Annotated in this window: 16 protein-coding genes; 7 read left to right on the forward strand and 9 right to left on the reverse strand. The window is 65.1% G+C overall.

What is annotated here, in order from left to right; translation table 11 throughout:
- Window positions 1–86 precede the first annotated feature (86 nt).
- The 4 genes from KA354_09885 (at window position 87) to KA354_09900 (ending at window position 2,725) form a co-directional block, all read left to right on the forward strand.
- A complete protein-coding gene (locus KA354_09885; protein MBP7934942.1) occupies window positions 87–290 on the forward strand; it encodes a hypothetical protein in 204 nt (67 codons plus the stop codon).
- A gap of 15 nt (window positions 291–305) precedes the next feature.
- Window positions 306–482: a hypothetical protein gene (locus tag KA354_09890; protein MBP7934943.1), complete on the forward strand. Its 177-nt coding sequence runs from the start codon at window positions 306–308 to the stop codon at window positions 480–482.
- A 117-nt stretch (window positions 483–599) separates the two neighbouring features.
- On the forward strand, window positions 600–1,277 hold the full coding sequence (locus tag KA354_09895; GenBank protein MBP7934944.1) for a response regulator transcription factor: 678 nt from the start codon (window positions 600–602) through the stop codon (window positions 1,275–1,277).
- Window positions 1,274–2,725 (forward strand): sensor histidine kinase N-terminal domain-containing protein, encoded by a 1,452-nt coding sequence (locus tag KA354_09900; GenBank protein MBP7934945.1) that lies wholly within the window; start codon window positions 1,274–1,276, stop codon window positions 2,723–2,725. Before KA354_09895 ends, KA354_09900 begins: the two co-directional genes overlap by 4 nt.
- Window positions 2,726–2,733: 8 nt before the next feature.
- Here KA354_09900 and KA354_09905 read toward each other — a convergent pair whose 3' ends face one another.
- The 8 genes from KA354_09905 to KA354_09940 form a co-directional block, all read right to left on the reverse strand.
- Window positions 2,734–3,438, reverse strand: a complete 705-nt coding sequence (locus tag KA354_09905; protein MBP7934946.1) for an arginyltransferase — start codon at window positions 3,436–3,438, stop codon at window positions 2,734–2,736.
- Window positions 3,439–3,442: 4 nt separating this feature from the next.
- Window positions 3,443–4,387, reverse strand: coding sequence for a cysteine synthase A (cysK, locus tag KA354_09910; GenBank protein ID MBP7934947.1), 945 nt, complete (start codon window positions 4,385–4,387; stop codon window positions 3,443–3,445).
- Window positions 4,388–4,476: 89 nt separating this feature from the next.
- Complete coding sequence (gene rdgB, locus KA354_09915; protein MBP7934948.1) at window positions 4,477–5,106, reverse strand: RdgB/HAM1 family non-canonical purine NTP pyrophosphatase; 630 nt, start codon at window positions 5,104–5,106, stop codon at window positions 4,477–4,479.
- A 113-nt stretch (window positions 5,107–5,219) separates the two neighbouring features.
- Window positions 5,220–6,044: a hypothetical protein gene (locus KA354_09920; protein MBP7934949.1), complete on the reverse strand. Its 825-nt coding sequence runs from the start codon at window positions 6,042–6,044 to the stop codon at window positions 5,220–5,222.
- 38 nt (window positions 6,045–6,082) lie between these two features.
- Window positions 6,083–6,805, reverse strand: coding sequence for a ribonuclease PH (gene rph / locus KA354_09925; GenBank protein MBP7934950.1), 723 nt, complete (start codon window positions 6,803–6,805; stop codon window positions 6,083–6,085).
- Window positions 6,806–6,838: 33 nt separating this feature from the next.
- A complete protein-coding gene (gene argF / locus KA354_09930; protein MBP7934951.1) occupies window positions 6,839–7,810 on the reverse strand; it encodes an ornithine carbamoyltransferase in 972 nt (323 codons plus the stop codon).
- Entirely contained in the window at window positions 7,807–9,006 is a 1,200-nt protein-coding gene (locus KA354_09935; GenBank protein ID MBP7934952.1) for an aspartate aminotransferase family protein, read from the reverse strand. The genes argF and KA354_09935 overlap by 4 nt, the downstream gene beginning before the upstream one ends.
- A gap of 211 nt (window positions 9,007–9,217) precedes the next feature.
- A complete protein-coding gene (locus KA354_09940) occupies window positions 9,218–9,994 on the reverse strand; it encodes a DUF1080 domain-containing protein (GenBank protein MBP7934953.1) in 777 nt (258 codons plus the stop codon).
- 719 nt (window positions 9,995–10,713) lie between these two features.
- On the opposite strand from KA354_09940, the gene KA354_09945 reads away from it, so the two are divergent.
- Genes KA354_09945 through KA354_09955 form a run of 3 tightly spaced genes read left to right on the forward strand, consistent with a single transcriptional unit; the run spans window position 10,714 to window position 16,203 of the window.
- A complete protein-coding gene (locus KA354_09945; protein MBP7934954.1) occupies window positions 10,714–14,043 on the forward strand; it encodes a hypothetical protein in 3,330 nt (1,109 codons plus the stop codon).
- A gap of 3 nt (window positions 14,044–14,046) precedes the next feature.
- Window positions 14,047–15,132 (forward strand): NTP transferase domain-containing protein, encoded by a 1,086-nt coding sequence (locus KA354_09950; GenBank protein ID MBP7934955.1) that lies wholly within the window; start codon window positions 14,047–14,049, stop codon window positions 15,130–15,132.
- A gap of 42 nt (window positions 15,133–15,174) precedes the next feature.
- Complete coding sequence (locus KA354_09955; GenBank protein ID MBP7934956.1) at window positions 15,175–16,203, forward strand: hypothetical protein; 1,029 nt, start codon at window positions 15,175–15,177, stop codon at window positions 16,201–16,203.
- Here KA354_09955 and KA354_09960 read toward each other — a convergent pair.
- Entirely contained in the window at window positions 16,192–18,834 is a 2,643-nt protein-coding gene (locus tag KA354_09960; protein ID MBP7934957.1) for a cation-translocating P-type ATPase, read from the reverse strand. The two genes, KA354_09955 and KA354_09960, sit on opposite strands and share 12 nt — an antisense overlap.
- Window positions 18,835–18,933: the final 99 nt, after the last annotated feature.

Here is an 18,933-nt window from a genome sequence, read left to right on the forward strand (position 1 = left end):
TCTCAGCTTTCGGCGAGTGAGTGAGGCCCGTTCACGAAGTGCTTGCGAGGGGCCGGCGATAAGCGGGTCCTCGCTGTCCGGCGAGGATGGCCCGGCCTTCAGGTTGGGGATGCCCGGTCACCCTAGTTGGCGAAAAGTACTATCAGGAGGCCGCGCCGGAAAAAGTGATGGGTCGGGCCGAGGGCGTCAGCCTGAACGAAGCCCAGAAGACACCCGCGGGCAACCTCGAGAAATGCCTGCATGTCAAGGAAACCACGCTGCTGGAGCGGGGCATGAGTCACAAGGGGTAGGCTCCGGGCGTAGGGTTGCCCAAGGGCAAGAGCTTCCCGCTGGTGAAGGTCGAACCGGTGGAGGTGAAGACCGTCCTCCGCTCCGGAAAGACCCTCGCGAGGGAAAAGCCTGAGGTCTTCTGCGAAGCGAAGGATCGGCCGTGGGGTATAATCCACGAGTTCAAGGTGAGCCCTGGCGGGCAAGCTCTGTAGCCCGACCGAGGACCGATCATGGCGGGGAGGGCGAGGGCCTGGCCCAGCGGGGCACGGACCGCGGCAGGTCTTCGTCGCCTTCGATTCGCCGGATGACCTGAAAAGCGTCGTGCTCGCATGCGGATCCTGCTGGTTGAAGATTATGCTCCGTTGCGGAAATCGACGGCCCAGGGCCTCGAGGAGGCCGGGTTCGCGGTCGATGCCGCGGCCGACGGGGAAGAGGGGCTGTGGTACGCCAAGTCGAACGACTACGACGTCATCATTCTGGACTTGATGCTTCCGGGTATCGATGGCCTGACCATTCTGAAACGCTTGCGCGAGGCCGGCAGCGCGGTTCATGTCCTGATTCTTACCGCTCGCGACACGCTGGAGGACAGGGTGAAGGGTCTGAACATCGGAGCGGATGACTACCTGATCAAGCCGTTCGCGTTCGAGGAACTGCTGGCCCGCGTGCGGGCCCTGGTGCGGCGACGATATGAGACCAAGAACCCGGTGATTCGGATCGGTGATCTGGAGATCGACACCGCCGGCCGGGTGGTCCGCCGTGCCGGGGAAACGATCGAATTGACCGCCCGCGAATACGCTTTGCTGGAGTATCTGGCCTTGCGCGCCGGCCAACTCGTGAGTCGAACAGAGATCTGGGAACACGTGTACGATTTCCACTCGTCTGCACAAAGCAACGTGGTGGACGTTTACATCGGCTACCTGCGGCACAAAACCGAACGCGAAGGCACAACTCGCCTCATCCACACGCGCCGCGGGCAGGGATATGTTCTGGAGGAGGAGTCGGGATGAGGTCCATGCGGTCACGACTGCTGCTGGGCACAGTGGCCGGGGCGGCGCTGATTCTGTCGACGACAGGTGTGACCCTCTACTTGGTGGTTCGGGCATCGCTGACGGCGGAGTTTGACAAGGCTCTGGCAGACAAGGCTCGAACCCTGGCGGCCATGGCGGAAATCGAGAACGGCCGGGTGGAGTTGGACATCAAGGATCTGGATATGCCTGAGTTCCGGCGATCCGACCGGCCGGAGTATCTGCAGGTCTGGAAAGCCGACGGCGGGGTCATGTATCGCTCGCCTTCGCTGGGGCGCGGGGACCTCGGTCAGCGCCAAGGATCGCTCGATGCCCCGCGATTCCATCCGGCCATTCTGCCGGATGGCGAGGCTGGCCGGGTGATCAGCGTGACCTTCCAGCCCCGCCCAGAAAGCGAAAAGGGAGTGCTACGCCCTCCGCCTTCGCAGGACAGTCCGCGACTTGCGTTGGCTCTCGCTCGGCGCACCGGCGAGGTCGACGCGGTGCTTGCCCGATTGAGGTATCTACTGGTCATTGTGGGAGGGGTGGCGGTCCTCGTAACCAGCATCGCCCTGGTGTCCGTGGTCCACGGCGGCCTGGGACCGTTGCGACGCCTGGCCGAGCGGCTAGAGGATTTGGATGGTGAAAACCTCTCCGCTCGCGTCGAGCTCCCACGCGCCCCCACCGAGCTGGCTCCGATCGTTGATCGCCTGAACGATCTCCTGGCCCGGTTGGAGGCGTCGTTTCGTCGCGAGAAAGCGTTCACGTCCGACGTCGCCCACGAACTGCGGACCCCACTGGCTGGCCTGCGGAGCACGCTCGAGGTTTCAGCGTCGAAGCCACGCGAAGCCGACGCTTATCAAACCGCCATTCAGGAAAGCCTGGCCATCACCCGCCAGATGCAGACCATGGTCCAGAACCTCCTCTGCCTTGCCCGCCTGGAGACAGACCAGGTTCATGCTGCCCGCGAATGCGTGGAAGTGACCACACTGCTACGGGAATGCTGGGGAATGGTGAATCGAGAGGCGATGGAACGAGGACTGCGAATCACGTGGGATTTGGCGGACCCCTGCCTCGTCGAGACCGATAGCCACAAGCTCCGCCAGGTGTTCCAGAACCTGCTCGACAATGCGGTCACTTACACTGATGGGGGTGGTTCAATCGAGATCAAGGCCAAGGCGAGCGATTCACGGGCTCTGATCGAAATCACCAATACGGGATGCCGGCTTGCCCCCAAGGACAGCGAAAGGGTTTTCGATCGTTTCTGGCGCGGCGATAGCACGCGGGGGGATACCGGAGTTCACTGCGGCCTGGGCCTATCGCTCGCTCAGAGGCTCGTCGCCCTGCTGAAGGGGGATATCCAGGCCGAATCAACGAGAGACGGTCGTTTCTGCGTTCGCGTTTCGGTCGGGTCTTGGGTACGCCGCCCCGCCCTGCCGGCCGCTCCGTAGGCCGCCTGTCAAGTCATCCGATGCCAGCCAGCCGCAAAGTCGAGCACCTCGCAGGGGCGGAACCGGCTCTTGTAGTTCATCTTGCGGCAATCCCGTACATAGTAGCCCAGGTACAGATACGGAACGCCGAGTTGTCGGCAGTACGCGATGCTCCACAGGATGTTGAATGTGCCCAGCGAACGCTGGGACAGGTCGGGTTCGAAGAAGCAGTAGACCGTGCTGACGGCTTTGGGTTCCACGTCGATGATGGCCGCGCCAACCAGGTCCGCGCCCAGCCGGAAGACGACTTCCCGAGTCACGACGGGCGAGTCATACAGGAACTCGGTGAACTCCTCACGACTGGCGGCCATCTTGCCGTCGTGCCGGGCATCCAGGTACCGGCGGAACAACTCGTATTTCTCGGCGGACGGATCCGGATCGCCAATCTCGACGCTCAGGTCGCGGTTGCGGCGCAGGCAGCGGTTCTGAGCGCGGTCCGGTCTGAACTCCGCGACCGGGACGCGGATCGCTTGGCACTGGTCGCATTGGCGGCAGGTGGGTCGGTAGAACAGCCTGCCGCTGCGTCGGAAGTTCTGGTCCATGAGGTCGTGGTACAAGCCTGGCGAAAGCGAGGCGGTCATGAACGACACCGCGCAAGACAACCGGTTGGGCAGGTAGGAGCAGGGACGCTCGGTGCCGGGCAGGACGTGGATCTGGGTGGCGGCCCGGGCGATCGTCCTAGCCCTCCTGGAAGAGAGGCGTGGACAGGTAGCGCTCGCCGGCGCTGGCCAGGATGGCGATGATCATCTTGCCGGCGTTCTCGACCCGGCCGGCGACCTGGGCGGCGGCGCACAGGGCGGCGCCGGATGAGATGCCGCAGAGAATGCCCTCTTCCTTGGCCGCCCGGCGGGCCCAGGCGAAGGCGTCCTCGTTGGTCACCTGCACGACGTCGTCGATGATGCCGATGTTCAGCACGTCGGGAATGAACCCGGCGCCGATGCCTTGGATCTTGTGGGGTCCGGCGGCAAGTTCCTTGCCCGCTCGCTTCTGGGTGATGACCGGCGAGGCCGCTGGCTCCACGGCGATGCATTGGAACGAAGGCTTGCGCTTCTTGAGCTCCTCGCCGATGCCGGTGATGGTGCCGCCCGTGCCAACGCCGGCGACGAGAATGTCCGCCTTCCCGTCGGTGTCGTTCCAGATCTCCTGGGCGGTGGTCCTGCGGTGCATGGCCGGGTTGGCCGGGTTCTGGAACTGCTGGGGCATGATCGCGCCGGGCGTGTCGCGGACGATCTGCTCCGCCCGGGCGATGGCTCCACGCATGCCTTCCTGGGCGGGCGTGAGCACGACCTCGGCGCCCAAAGCCCGCAGCAGACTCCGCCGTTCGATCGACATGCTCTCGGGCATGGTCAGGACGAGCCTGTAGCCCTTGGCCGCGCACACGAAGGCCAGGGCGATGCCGGTGTTGCCCGAGGTGGGTTCAACCAGCAGGGTATCCTTGGTGATCTTCCCCGCCCGCTCGCCGGTCTCGATCATGGCCACCCCAATGCGATCCTTCACGCTCGACAACGGGTTGAAGTACTCGAGCTTGGCGTAGACCGTGGCCGGCGCCTTGATGATCCGGTTGATCCGCACCAGCGGCGTGCTGCCGATCGTCTGAGTGATGTCATCGTAGAGCCGGGCCATGCGAGGTACTCCTCGACCAGGTGTGTCAACGCCGTGACGTCAGCGTCAAGAGGATAATAGCGCGGGCGGCGGAAAGCGTCAAACGGAACTCACGCCACCTCCGCCGATCCGAGCAGGGCGCCAAGCTGTTCCCGCAGGCCCTTGAGGGCTTGGCCGCGATGGCTGACCTCGTGCTTTCGGGCGGAGGTCATCTCGGCAGTGGTCATTCCGTCCGGGTCGTACCAGAAATGAGGATCATAGCCGAAGCCGTTGGAGCCCCGGGCTTGGTCAATGATCCGGCCTTCGATCGTACCTTCGGCTGACGCGAGGCAGCGCAGGCCGTCGGACAAGACCACGACACACCGGAATCGAGCCGACCGCCTTGCGTGCGGAACACCGGCCAGTTTCTGGATCAGCAGCAGGTTGTTCGCCTTCGCTCCAGCCTTCTCGCCGGCATAGCGGGCGGAGCGGACGCCGGGTTCGCCGGCCAGGGCGTCGACCTCGAGCCCGGAGTCGTCGGCGATCGTCCAGAGTCCGGTCCTGCGGGCGTAGTAATGGGCTTTGAGCTCGGCGTTGGCCCGCAAGGTGCGGCCGTCCTCAACCGGCTCGGCGATACCCGGGTACTCCGACAGCCGCCGCCAGCGGATGAGCGGTTCCATGCCGGCCTCGACGATGGAGAGGATCTCTTCCATCTCTCGGGCCTTGTCCTGGTTCCCTGTTGCCAGCAAGATCTCGCGCATTGGAGTTCATCCGTTCTTGTGATCGTCTCTTCGGCCGCAGTGCACGATCGGGTCGAATCGCCGGGCGGAGAGACCCGGTTCGAGAGGCCGTGGGGGCGTGCCCCGGTCCGTCCTCACGGGGGCGCCGCGGGCATGGCGTCGCGGTCCGCCGGTCGGTTTCGCGGCACGGGCACGAGAATCGAAGGCGGCACGGCCATCTCGCCGCTGAGGCCGGTCCTCTTGACCCGATGCAGGTTCTCGAGGGTGTAGCGGAACTCCTCCGGTCGGCGGGCGATGAGCTGTTCGACCCGCGGCCCGAACCGTATTCCCTGGGCGGTGTGAATCAGGTCCGACTCGTCGAAATCGCCGACGAACACGAAGCTCTTAGCATCCTCGTGCCAGTAGTATGCGTTGAAGCCCTCTTCGCGAAGCAGTCTGACGTACTCCTCGGCCGCCTCGCGCCGCTCCTGGAAGGTCGGCGTACTGTAGAACACGCCGATCTGGAGGGTGTGCGTTCCCTGGCAGCGTACGACTTCCCACTCGCCGCCGCCGATCGCCGTGCCGGTAGTCACCAGCTCGGGCTTGGCCATGCGGAAGAGCGGAGTCTGGTTGATGACGACTCGCTGAAGGAGGTCCATATCGCGCAGGTAGTCCGGCGGAAAGACGAGCCGTTCGCCGCTTGCCGAGGGCACCTTGACGTACTCGCCGTAGTAGACGGTGCTGCTCTTGGGTGTGGTGACCACCTGGATCTTGCGGGCCTGGAGATCTTTGACCTGCCCGAGGAGGCTCGCCACCTGCTTGCAGGTCTCTTCATGGTTGGGACCTTCTCGGTGGTAGCAGCGAATCCGCCACTTCTCGACCTTCTGGGAGCCGCCGAAGAGGCCGCCCCCGCCCGGACCCCCGCAGCCGGAAAGCAGGGCCAGGGTCAACGAACTTGCCAGAACGACTCGGATGAACATGGGATGCTCTCATTCTGGGCTGTGGGTTGCCAACTCAATCACTTCCTCCTGGCCAGGGCGTTGCCTTGGGCGGCGATCAGTTGCCTGATCCCGCGACCGGCCAGCGTCATCATGCGGTCCAACTCGGAGCGGGTGAAGGTCGCGCCTTCGCCGCTGCCCTGGACCTCGACCAGTTTGCCCGACGCGGTCATAGCCACGTTGAAATCGACCTCGGCCCGCGAGTCTTCGGCGTAGTCCAGGTCCAGCAGCAACCGCCCGTCGACCTTGCCCACGCTGATCGCCGCCACCGGCTCGGCGATCGGCGATCGGTCGATCTTGCTCTCGGCCATCAGCCGGCGGACGGCATCGGTCAGGGCGACATACGCTCCGGTGATCGCGGCCGTCCGCGTGCCGCCGTCGGCCTGGATCACATCGCAGTCCAGCCAGATGCTTCGCTCGCCCAGGGCGGTGAAGTCCACCACGCTGCGGATCACGCGTCCGATGAGGCGCTGGATTTCGGTGGCCCGCCCGTCGGCTTGAATGCGGTGCCGCGGCCGTCGCGCCCCGGTCGAACCGGGCAGCATATCGTATTCGGCCGTGACCCAGCCCAAGCCCTTGCCCTCGCGCCACTTGGGGACGGACTCTTCGATCGTGGCGGTGCACAGCACGACGGTCTGGCCGGTCCGGATGAGCACGGAGCCGGGCGCAGCCCGCGTGTAGCCGCGAGTGATCTGGAGGGGACGCAACTCATCGGCTCGGCGGCCATCGGTTCGTCTGGGCATAGGGTCATTCTCGCTTCTCGGCGGCCGGGCGGCTCATTTCTTCGCGTCGGCCGCGTTGGTCAGCAGGACTTCGAGCAGCGCCCGCTGGGAATGCAGCCGGTTCTCGGCCTGCTGGAAGACGATGGACTGCGATCCATCCAGCACTTCGCTGGTGATTTCGTCGCCACGGTGGGCCGGCAGGCAGTGCATGACCACGGCCGTCGGCTGAGCCGCCTTCATCAGTTCGGCGTTGATCTGGAAGCCGGTGAAATCCCTGGCCCGCTGCTCGGCCTCCCCCTCCTGACCCATGCTGGTCCACACGTCGGTGTAGACCACGTCGGCGTCCTTGACCGCTTCGGCCGGCTGATTGGTTTCGGCGAAGGAGGCTCCGCTCTTGGCGGCCATCATCTGGGCGGACTCGACCTGCCCGCGGTCCAGGCGGTAGCCTTCCGGGGCCGCGATCACGAATCGCATCCCGGTTTTCAGGCAGCCGTTCAGCAGCGAGCGGGCGACGTTGTTGGCGTCGCCGATGTAGGCCAGCTTGCGGCCGTGCAGTTCGCTGAAACGTTCCTTGATGGTCATGAGGTCGGCCAGCGCCTGGCAGGGATGGGCCCAATCGCTCAGGCCGTTCACCACCGGCACCGAGCTGAACGCGGACAGCTCCACCACCAGCTGGTGTCCGAAGACTCTGGCCATGATCACGTCGCACATGGAGGAGATTACCCGGGCGACGTCTCGGACGTCTTCGCGCCGGGTGATTCCGACATGCTGGTCGTCGAGGTTGACGGCATGTCCACCGAGCTGGACCATGGCGGCCTCGAAGCCAAGCCGGGTCCGCAGTGACGCCTTCTGGAAGATCATCGCCAGGACCTTACCCTGCCACACGGGCTTGAACTTGCCCTGCTTGAACTCGCTCTTCCGGCGGATGCTGAAGTCGATCAGCGTCTTGAGGACGTCGGCGTCCACGTCGCGGATGGCCAGGAAGTGTTTCAAGGACCGCAGGGTTTGCGGGATGTCGCTGTTCATGTGGTCACCAGTTTGCCTTCCGCTTCTTTCATGGCCTCGGTCAGAACCTCGAACGCCTCGTCGATCTCCGCGGTCGTGATGGTCAGGGCGGGCAGCAGCCGCAGCACGGTGTCCTGGGTGCAGTTGATGCGCAGGCCGCGCTGCATGGCCGCGTTGACGATAGGCTTGCCCGGCACGGACAGCTCGATGGCGATCATCAAGCCGCGCCCGCGGACCGCCTCGACGATTCCGAACTGCCGCTGGAGTTCGCCGGTTTTCTCGAGGATATAGGCGCTCTTACGCTTGGCCGCCTCGAGCAGGCTCTCTTGCTCGACGGCCTCGAACATGGCGATTGCGGCGGCAACGACCAGGGGGTTGGCTCCGTAGGTCGAGGCGTGGGCGCCGGGTTTGAGCGAGGCGGCGACCTCGGGCTGGGCGACCATGGCTCCGATCGGGGCTCCGCCGCCCAGGGCCTTGGCCAGGGTCATGATGTCCGGCTCGATCGGATAATGTTGATAGCCGAACCACGTTCCCGTCCGCCCGCAGCCGGTCTGGACCTCGTCCAGAATGAGCAGGAGGTGGTTTTCGTCGCACATCTCGCGCAGGGCGGGCAAGTATCCCTCGTCGGGGATGCGTACGCCGCCCTCGCCCTGGATAGGCTCGAGCATGATGGCGGCGGTTTCGTCGCCGATCGCCTTTTCGACCGCGTCGAGGTCGTTGAACGGGACGTAGACGAACCCGGGGACGAGCGGCTCGTGCCCCGCGTGGGTCTTGGATTGGGCGGTGGCGGACATGGCCCCGTAGGTGCGGCCATGGAAGCTCCGCTCCATGGTAATGATCTTGTAGCGCCCGCGGCCGGCGTGGCGCCGGGCGAGTTTGATGGCGGCCTCGTTGGCCTCCGCTCCGCTGTTGCAGAAGAAGCTCTGCCCGCCGAAGCCGTGGCGGTGGATGAGTTCACCCAGCCGGGCGCCTTCCTCGGTGTAGAACAGGTTGTCGATATGAATGAGCTTGCCGGCCTGTTGGCGGATGGCCTCGACCACGCGGGGATGGCAGTAGCCCAGCAGGCTGCAGCCCCAGCCGGGGAAAAGGTCAAGGTAGCACTTGCCGTCGGCGTCCCACATTCGCGAGCCCTCGGCCCGCACGATGGCCACCTGGAAACGGGCGTAGTTGGGAATGACACATCGCCCGTAGAGGTCAAAGATCTCCTGACTCGTCATCTCCTGCTCCATGGCCCGTTTCTCCGGCCTGCGACCCGGCGCACCCGGCGAAACGGGAAACCCTGTATTGTACCCGACGGAACGGGCAGAGCAATCTCGTGAAAAGCTCGGGCGCAGGGCGGCGAGAGCTCCGCGATCGGCGTGCCATCGCCGGCGAAGGTCGTGATCGGCCGTTGTTCGGGTCGGAGGGCCCGGCGGTTGAACCCGCCGGTTACTTGTCGGACTTCTTGAGCCCGAGCGGCCTGATCATCAGGTGGCGGTACTCGATGGGCTTATGGTCGCCCTGAAGGATAATCGGCCCCGGGCCGCTCTCCTTGACGTCTTTCATCTCGTCATAGCGGTGGGTCGGCTTGGCCAGGACAAAATCCCTCTGGACCTGCTCGCTGTTGACGAACACGGTGGCCTTGTCGCCGACGACCTTGATGTACATGCTCTGCCACTCGTCGGCCGGGCGGCTGGCGTTCTTCGCCGGCCGTTTCTGCCCGTAGAAGGCGCCGGTGCCCCAGTCGATCGCGGGGTCGTCCAGGTTCATGCCGTAGTCGCCGCGGACCTGGACTTCGAACAGGCCGCGCACGAAGACGCCGCTGTTGCCGTTCTTGGGCACCTTGAACTCGCAGTAGAACTCGAAGTCGGTGAACTCCTTGGTGGAGCGAATGTTGCACCCGTGTTCGGGTTCCTTGAAGGAGGTGGCCAGAACGCCGTCCACCGCCTTCCAGGTCAGCTTCTGATTCTTGGCCAGCGGTTTCCAGCCCTCGAGGTCCTTGCCGTTGAACAGTGGCTGCCAGCCCTTGCCGACATCCGGGGCGTGCTTCTTGTCGATGTACACGACCGGGACGACCGTGTCCTTTGCGAAGGCCTCCTTGTTCGGATTGGAGGCTGCGGCAGCCGGGACCTTGGGCCTGGCGTTCTTCTTCTCCTTCTCCGCGGCATGCGTGCCGCCTGCGCCGATGGCCATGCCCGCCATGATCACCGCCATAAGCCTTGCCATTTGCCTCATCGTGCAGATGCCTCCATCCGTCAAGCCGTGCTCATCCAGGTCCGCTGGGCGGGCACCTCGACGGTTCCTTGTGCCGTGCGACCTGACCAGACCATGACAACCCCGTCACCCACGCATCAAGGCCGGTGAGTGAATCTCCCTATGTTCTCCGCAGCCCCCCGGCGCGCCGGAGGCGGCGATTGCCATCACCCTCTCTGATCCGTGCCTCGCGCGACCCGGCGGAAAGCACGGGTCCGTGGCTCGAACGCACCGGTCGGGCAAGATGCCTGTGCCGACTCGCATTTGTACCCTCGACTCCTCGTCAAGACAAGAGACGCGAGGATGTCGGCGACTGGTTGTTGGAGATGGTGGGCCCGGTCGCGAGAGGGCTATGAAGCCGGGAAGTCCCTCGGGATGAACGGCCGTCCGTTGCCCCCGCCACGATGAGCGCGCCAGGCCTGTGAACCCTTGGGACATGGGCATCGCATGCGTCCTGCCAAGCGCTTCGCCGGCCGGGCAGTCGGTCCGGTTGCCGGCGGGCAAGCGGCTGGTGCCCTGCACCGGCACGGAGCGCGTCGCATCTCCGGTCATCCCGGCCGTGGTGGGGAGCGCCCGGCGGAGTCCTAGTGCCAGTCGCTGCTCCTTGGGTTAGAATAGGTGGGCTTGGAGGATCGCGGTTCGTGAGGTCGCATCTCCAAGTAACCTGCGACATACGGTTGTGGAGGTCCACGATGCACACTCGCCATCACCCGTTTCGCCCGAGGCTGCGATGTCGTCTTGCTCTGATGGTGAGCCTGGCGGTCATCACGACCGTGCCGGTGGTTGCCCAATACGGCGGCATCCGCGGGGGTGTCCAGCGGAACCTGGACCGCGGTCGGGGGACGGCTTCACCGTCGGCCAGGCCGGGGGATACGACCAGGAAGGGATCCGAGACTACGCTGACCAGCGAGGAGCAGAGGAAGATCGTCGCGGAGCAGGACCCCGACAAGCTGGTGGCCATGGCCCAGGAGTTGCTCACGGCAAACAAGGAAAGTGGTGCCCGGTTGTGCCTGGACCGGGCCGTCAAGGCCAAGCCGGCCCTGCTGACTTTGGAGAAAGCGCCTGGGGCGCAGGCCTCCAAGGAGTGGGCCAGCTTCTGGTATGTCTACAAGGCCAAGCAGCAGGAGAAACAGCTCGATGCCAAGGACGCCGCTGGCCGAGTCAAGATCGCCGAATGGCTTCACAAGGTAGGCGAGGACGGCGCCGCCCGCGACCTACTCAAGAGCGCTCTGAAGATCAGCAAAGATGATCCGGAAGCCCTCAAGCGCCTGGAGGAATGGAACCTGAGCACCGAATCGGGTTTCCACATCGATCTGGCCTTCGGGCTGAGCCAGTCGCTGCTGCCGGAATCGATCAGCGACGAGGGTCAGGAACTCGAGCCGCGGCGGGATCAGCGTTTCATGCTTGTGCCCGTCGCCTATGATCCCGGCGACGCGAAGCTGCAGATCATGCCCAGCGCCTTAAAGGCCAAGTCGGATAGCGACAAGCCCTGTCGCGTCGTGGGCATCATGCTGCTGCTGGCTTCGGGCTCGATCCCGGCCATGGCGTCCGGGTCGTCGAGTCGGGTCTCCGGCCTGCAGCTGCAGCAACCCAATGACCCGATTCTCGAACAGATCGAGGCCCAGCGGGCCAAGGACGGCTCGATGGACCTGACGCTCTACAACCGGGTTCATCCCCGGCCCAAGCGGGAGCCGGGTGCCCCGGCCGGCAGAACGCCGCGGGAGCCGACCCCTCGTCCGGCTCCCGGGGAAGGGAAACAGACCGTGCCAGGCAGTGGCTACGCGGTCTTTCTGATCGAGGTTCCCGAGAGTGCCCAATCCGTGCAGGTCATCTGCCGGAACGACCCGCCCGCGACGCTGGGCTTCGAGTTTCTGGAGCAGCTCAGCAAGGTGAACGGGGAGCTGCAGCCTTCCGAGCGCACCAAGCTGATCGATGCCCTGATCGTTCATGCTTCCTCCCAGACTCCTTGCCTGGCCTCGGCGGCCATCGCCGGTCTGGCATCCATCCGCGAGAAGGCGGCGGCCGCCCCTGATTCGGGTTTGGCCAGAAGTGGAGGGGACCGTCGCTCCCCGACCACGCAGAAGCTGGAAAAGGCCATGTTGACCGGACTGGAGAGCGCCAGCCCGCAGGTTCGTCGTGAGACTTTCTCCGCTTTCGTGTATTCGCCGGCACCCCTGGCCCTGGCGACGCTGTCCACACTCTGGGGTGAGAAGAAGACTGCTCCGGCGATGTACCTGCTCGATCAGGTTGAGAGCATTCTGCAGGCCGTGCCGGCGACGGAGGACAGGACGCCGGTCGCGCCCGTGGCCACGGCGAGTGACGATCGCACCCAGCGCCTGATGGCCATGGTTGCGGAGTTACCCCCGTCTCCGGCGCCCCAGAACGTCTTCTCGATTCTGGCCGCCTGCCTGGGCAGCGGGATACCTGCAATCTACCAGCGGTCGCTGGACCTGATCGTTGCCTATCCTTCGCAGCAGAGTCTAGTCACCGTGGCGGACATGCCGAGAACGGCGTCAGACGTGAGAGCCGCGCTGATCGAACGGCTGACCAAGGTAACCGAAAACGCCACAAAGACGGCCGCGATGCGGATCCTGCTGAGCATGCCGGACGAGAGCACCACGGTCAAGCTACTTGAAGCCTGCGAAGGGACCAAGACCGCTCTGACCGGCGCGGATGATCCCATCCTGAGAGCCTTCAAGCGGGGCCAGCCGCCCCAGGTCCAGATCAAGCTCGTCGAGCTGCTGGGACGGTCCGACCTGAGCAGAGTGGCAGGCGAGACCGCCTTCGCCGACGTGCTGAAGATGCTGGCCAGCGATGCGACCAAGGATGCCGGCCTGCAAGCGGCGCTGCTCAAGCTGGCTCGAGGCCAATTCCAGGTGACCTATGAGGCTCCGATCCATCGGGGGCAGGGTCTTCCGGCCGCCGGTGGTGGTGTTCCGGGCAAGAGTTCGGCTCCCGAGTTGCTCCTGGCCACGCTCGCGACGGTGCCCAAGGGCGATCCGAAGGCGGCGCGCGAAGCGGCGGGTCTTCTGATCGAAGCGGGTCGCCTCGGGGTGCTGGAAGAGCAGCTCAAGCAGGCGACGAGCGTGGACCAGCGCGTTCAGGTGGTCCAGAATGTCGGCGTGAGCAAGGAGTTGGCCAAGCGGGAAGCGCTTCCGGTGTTCCTCGCCCGTCGTCTGGCCGATCCGGAGGAGAAAGTATCGGTGATGGCCCTCAATGCCCTCGCAGAGATCTACAAGAACGCCGACGCCAACCAGCGCTGGCGGCTGGATCTGGCGGTCAAGTCCGGCGTGGACGCCAAGGAGATTCTTCGGTTGGTGCAATCCAAGGATACCAAGGTCGCCCGGGCGGCCATGAGTCTCATTCGCCAGCTTGGCAAGATGAGCGCGGCCGAGTCCGACCAGATTCAGTCGAGCGAACCGGGCACCCGCGATCAGAAGTACGCGGCCTTCAACGATCAGCGCGGGGCCAAGCCGTCCGGCACCTACCAGTGCGTGGTCTATCTGGATGTGAAATCGGCGGCCACGGCCAACCCGCAAGACGGCAATGCGGGCGGCATGGAGGCAGACCTGGCCGAAGGGGTTGTGCCTCTGACCGAGGGTACCAGTCTGCCCTGTCCCGATCTGCGGTTGACCCTGCAGCCGGAGGGTGCCCAGGGCTTCCGGGTCATCTTTGACGGGCGTGATCTGACCCTTGTCGGGGGCGAGGGTGACGCCGGCGGGCCCAGCCGGTCAGCAGCGCCTTCTTCGACCGGACCGGTGACGCTTCGAATCGACGCCGCCCCCATTCTGCTCGAGGCCTTGAAGAAGGCTCAGGATCAGAAGTCATCCTTCGCGGCCCAGGTCAACCAAGTTGTCCTGAACGATCGCGTGCCCTGTGAGCTGAGGCATGAGCAGTTAGGTACGTGGGGCGGAGAGCTCCAGTTGCAGGGGGCTGGTGCCCAGAGGGGCATGGACCTGGAAACGCCGCTCCAGATCACCGGCGGGAAGATCTACCTGGAGCTGGTGGAGGCGGGGAAGTGACCCATGTGGCACGCGGTGATCATGGCGGGAGGTTCGGGCACGCGGTTGTGGCCGCTGAGCCGCCCGGCGCGGCCCAAGCAGTTGCTCCGGTTGTTCAAGGGAGAATCGCTGCTTCGCCGCTCGTTCGATCGGCTGGCGGGCCTGTTGCCACCCGAGCGGATCCACGTCATCGCGAACGGCGACTACGCTGCGGTGATGCGAGCCGAGCTACCGGAGCTGCCTGCGGAGAACTTCATGGCCGAGCCGTGTGCCCGGGACACGGCCAACGCGGTCGGTCTGGCCGCTCATCTGTTGGCCGCCAAGGACCCGGCCGGCACGATGGGCATCTTCACTGCGGATCACATCATCGAGCCGGTGGACCTGTTTCGCGAAACCGTTCGGCGCGGGTTTGAAACCGCCGATCACCATCCCGACGCCTTGGTCACGTTCGGCGTTGTGCCGCGCTCGGCTCATACCGGGTACGGTTACGTGCGCCGGGGGCGCAGGATCGCCGCGGGGGTTCACGAGGTTCTGCAGTTCAAGGAGAAGCCCGACCGGGCGACGGCCGAGGCCTACCTGGCGAGCGGCGAGTACTACTGGAACAGCGGCATGTTCGCCTGGCGAATCGCGACGGTGATCGAGCAGATCCGCAGATGGCAGCCGGCGACCCACGAGGGTTTGCGCGATGTGGTTGCCCAGTTTCACGAGCCGGGCATGTCTGCCGCGATCCGCGAGCGGTTTGGCGCCCTGCCCCGGATCTCCGTGGATTACGCGATCCTGGAGAAGGCCGAGGTCGTGCTGACCGTGGAGATGAACTGCCGCTGGCTGGATGTCGGCTCGTGGACCGCCTTGGCTGAGGTGTTCGAGCCGGATGCGACCGGCAATACGGTTGCTGCCCCGAATGTGCGTACCCTTGATGCTCGAGACAGCATTTTCGTCAGCGAGGGCGGCCATCTCATCGCGGCCATCGGCGTGCGGGACCTGATGGTCATTCACGCCGATGATGCAACCCTGATTTGCCGCCGCGAGGACGCCCAGCGGATTAAGGAGATGGTGGAGATGCTCTCCGGGGCGACCGGGGGGGTGCCGGGGCCCGTGATCCAGGGGTGAGGCGGTTTTCGCTCCCGCAGGTCGTGGCCGGGGAGAATCGCGATGATGGTTCTTCTATCCCAATGGGCTGTGGTTTTCGTCCTGGCTGCGGCCGCGGCCCCCGCGACCGAGTGGGTGCGTGGCGGACTGGACGGGCGCCAGGGTTCCTGGGGCGTCCGTGGTGGTTTGCAGTTCGCGATTCCCCCGGGCTCCAAGGGTCCGCGCGGGCTGGTGCGCGTCCTGTCGCCGACCCTGCCAGGGGGGGAATACGATCTTGTCAACTTTATTGCCGTCGAGCCGATCGTGAAGGGACAGCGGGGCTTCAGTGAGTTGGAGCACAGCCGGCTGGATCGTCTGGTGGGCAAGCGTTTTTGGGTTGAGCCGGACGGGATGGCCGGCGAGATCACGCCGATCGATGGAGGCGTGGAGCGTCTCAAGGTGGTTGTTCGCGTAGAGCGGTTCGACAACGGGGCTTCGGTGCGGCTCGTCATCGAGCAGCGCAGCGATCGGCCGGATGAAATTGCCCTGATGCTTCAGCCCGAGCCGGACAGTGCCGCGATCGAGTACGGCATCCTGACCGCCACCATGGGCAACAAGGCGAGGACGCGGCTGCTGTGGCTCAAGGACGAGATCGTCAGCAGCCAGACCCTCTATCCGGACTATAAGGGGTTGCACTTCGCTCCTCACTCGATCTATCCGCTCCGCAGTCTCGCAAGTGGCGAGGGTGGTGATCTGCTGGTGGCCGTCACCACGGACGAGCAGCGTCCCGCCGACACCCGTCCGTTCCCGGGGAGCGACCGGTGGTACTACGGCGGTGCTCCGGTCACGCAATACTGGAGAATGCCCAGGGGCACGTGGCGAGAGGATGTGCACGCAGCGCTCAATGCCCGGTACACCTACTGGATGTCCTGGCGGCCGATCCCCGGCGGCATTGCCTTTGAGAACTTCGAGCTGCGCGAGCGTTTTCGCCGGGAACAGCGGTTTATCTTTGGAGTCACGCGGAAGACGCCCGCTGAGCTGGGCGTTCATCCGAGCGCGACCATGCCCTCGAGCGAAAGCGCCCCAGCTGGAAGGGGGGCATTATCCGGGTGAATCGTGCGGCTGCCTGTTTCGTCCTTTGGCCGCGGCCGCGCGGTGAGCACTGACCATCTTGAAGCCCTCGAACCACAGGATGCTCACCGTGCCGGCGGCCGCACAGGTCAGCAGATCCAGCAGCCCCAACCTCTCGAAGTGGAACATGTCCTGCAGGAAGGGGAGATTCAGCACCAGTGTCAGGAACCCGATGGCCCCGCAGAGGACGATCCACAAGGCCGTATTGGGCTCGTGAAGCATGGTGACGATCGTTCGCGACCAGGAACGGTTGGTGAGGATGAGTCCCAGATTGGCGATGACCAGGGTGGTGAACGTGAGGGCCCGGGTCTCGTTCTCCGTAAGCCCGCGCCATCGGGCGGCCCCGTACACCAGCAGCAGCATGGCCAGTACGCCCAAGCCCTGAAGAACGCTGAGCGTGATCGACCGGCTGCTGAACAGCGGCTCGTCGGGTTTGCGCGGCGGTCGGCGCATCACGTACGGTTCGGCGGCCTCGGCCTCGAAGATCATCGAGCAGGCTGGATCGATGATGAGCTCAAGGAAGACGATATGCACGGGCAGGAGGATCAGCCGCCAGTCGTGAAAGAAGACCGGGATCAGGGAAAGGCCGGCGATGGGCACGTGCACCGCGAAAATGTAGGACACGGCTTTCTGGATGTTGTCGAAGATCCGGCGACCCATGCGGACGGCCTGAACGATGGAAGAGAAATCGTCGTCGAGCAGGACCAGGCCGGCCGATTCGCGGGCCACGTCCGTGCCGCGGCCGCCCATGGCGATGCCGATGTGGGCTGCCTTGAGGGCCGGGGCATCGTTGACCCCGTCGCCGGTCATGGCCACGATCTCGCCGTTGGATTTGAGGGCCTGGACGAGCCGGAGCTTCTGCTCGGGAACGACTCGTGCGAACAGATTGGTTGTGCGGATCCGCCGGGCCAGTTCCTCGTCGTTCATCTGGTTCAGTTCGGGTCCGGTGATGCACTGGTCGAGATTCCTGAGGCCGATCTGCCGGCCGATGTTGCGGGCTGTGCCGGGGTAGTCGCCGGTGATGATGATGACTCGAATGCCGGCCGTGTCGCACTGCCGAATGGCGTCGGGTACCGCGGGACGGACCGGGTCCGCCATGCCGACCAGGCCGACGAACTCGAAATCGAAGTCGTGCTGGCCGTTGGGCAGATCCGACTCGCGGAACCGTCCTTTGGCCACGCCCAGGACGCGCAGGCCTTCGTTGGCCATTTGAGCGACCTGCCCGGCCAGTCCAGCCATCCGTGCGGCGTCCAGATGGCACAGGTCGCCGACCGCCTCGGGGGCGCCCTTGGCGGCGATGACAAACTCCTTCCTGGACGGGTCCTGCCAGGCGTGGGACAGGGCCAGCAGCTCCGTCGAGAGGGGGTACTCCTGGATCAACCGCCAGTCGTGGTGCAGGTGTTCCGTTCTGGCCAGGTAGTTGTCGCCCAACTCGGTGAGGGCCTTCTCCATCGGGTCGAACGGATCGCGCTTGCTGGCCAGGATGCCGAACTCGAGCAGCTCATGGAATTCCTCGGGCAATTCCCTGACCGAGGTGTCGTGGGCATCGAAGAGCGCTCCGTCGGCGCAGAGCTTGCTCACGCTCATGCGATTGAGGGTCAGAGTTCCGGTCTTGTCGGTGCAGAGCACGGTGGCGGCTCCGAGCGTTTCAACGGCTGGGACTCGGCGAGTGAGTACCCGGTGCTGTGACATCCGCCAGGCGCCTAAGGCCAGGAAGATCGTCAGTACCACCGGGAACTCCTCCGGCAGCGTAGCCATAGCCAGCGTGATGCCCGCCAGGAATCCCTCCTGCCAGATTGCCCAGGTGTTGCCTCGCGTCAGGCCGTACACGACCACGACTACCCCGCAGAGGGACAGCCCCACGATGGCCAGTCGGCGGACCATGCGACCGGTCTCCTTCTGCAGGAGGGTCGCCTCCACCTCGACCTTCTGAAGGGCCTTGCCGATCCTGCCCAGCTCGGAGTTCATGCCCGTCGCCAGGACCTCGGCCACGCCCTGGCCGCGGGTGACCATGGTGCCGGAGAAGAGGTGGGGCAGATTGTCACCTCCCGGGGGGGCCATCTCGGCGGCGTCGATCGAGGCCGTCTTGCTAACCGGAATGGACTCGCCGGTGAGCAGCGACTCGTCGGCCGAGAGATTGAGGCCGTGGCGAAGCACGGCATCGGCGGGTACCCGATCGCCCTCGGCCAGGATGAGGACGTCGCCGCGGGCGACCTCGCGCCCGGCGATGCGGGTTTGCCGGCCGTCGCGAACGACCAGGGCCCGAGGGCTGGACAGGTCGCGCAGGGCCTCCAGTGCCCGCTCGGTTCGTCGCTCCTGGACGACGGTGATGCCGATGATGACAAGGACGAAACCCAGGAGCATGGCGGCATCGGCCGGTTCGCCCATGAGCAGGTAGATCGCTCCGCAGGCGACGAGGAGCACGAACATGGGCTCGCGGACCACCTCGAGAAGAATGGCCAGCGAGCTCCGCCGCTTGCCGGTGGGCAGTTCGTTGAAGCCCTCCTGGTTCAGGCGTCGCTCGGCTTCGGTGCTGGAGAGTCCCCGGATACTGCGGATATCGAAATCGGCGGCCACGCGGCGACTCCTTCTCGGTGAGAGCGTTCTGGTCATCGCGGGAAACGACGAATGACTCGCGGGTCATCGTAGCGGCGCGCCGGCACGGTTTCTACGAGGATGATGCAACTGAGGATGAGAACCAGTCTCAGCATT

The sequence above is a fragment of the Phycisphaerae bacterium genome, assembly GCA_018003015.1.
Taxonomy (GTDB): Bacteria; Planctomycetota; Phycisphaerae; order UBA1845; family PWPN01; genus JAGNEZ01.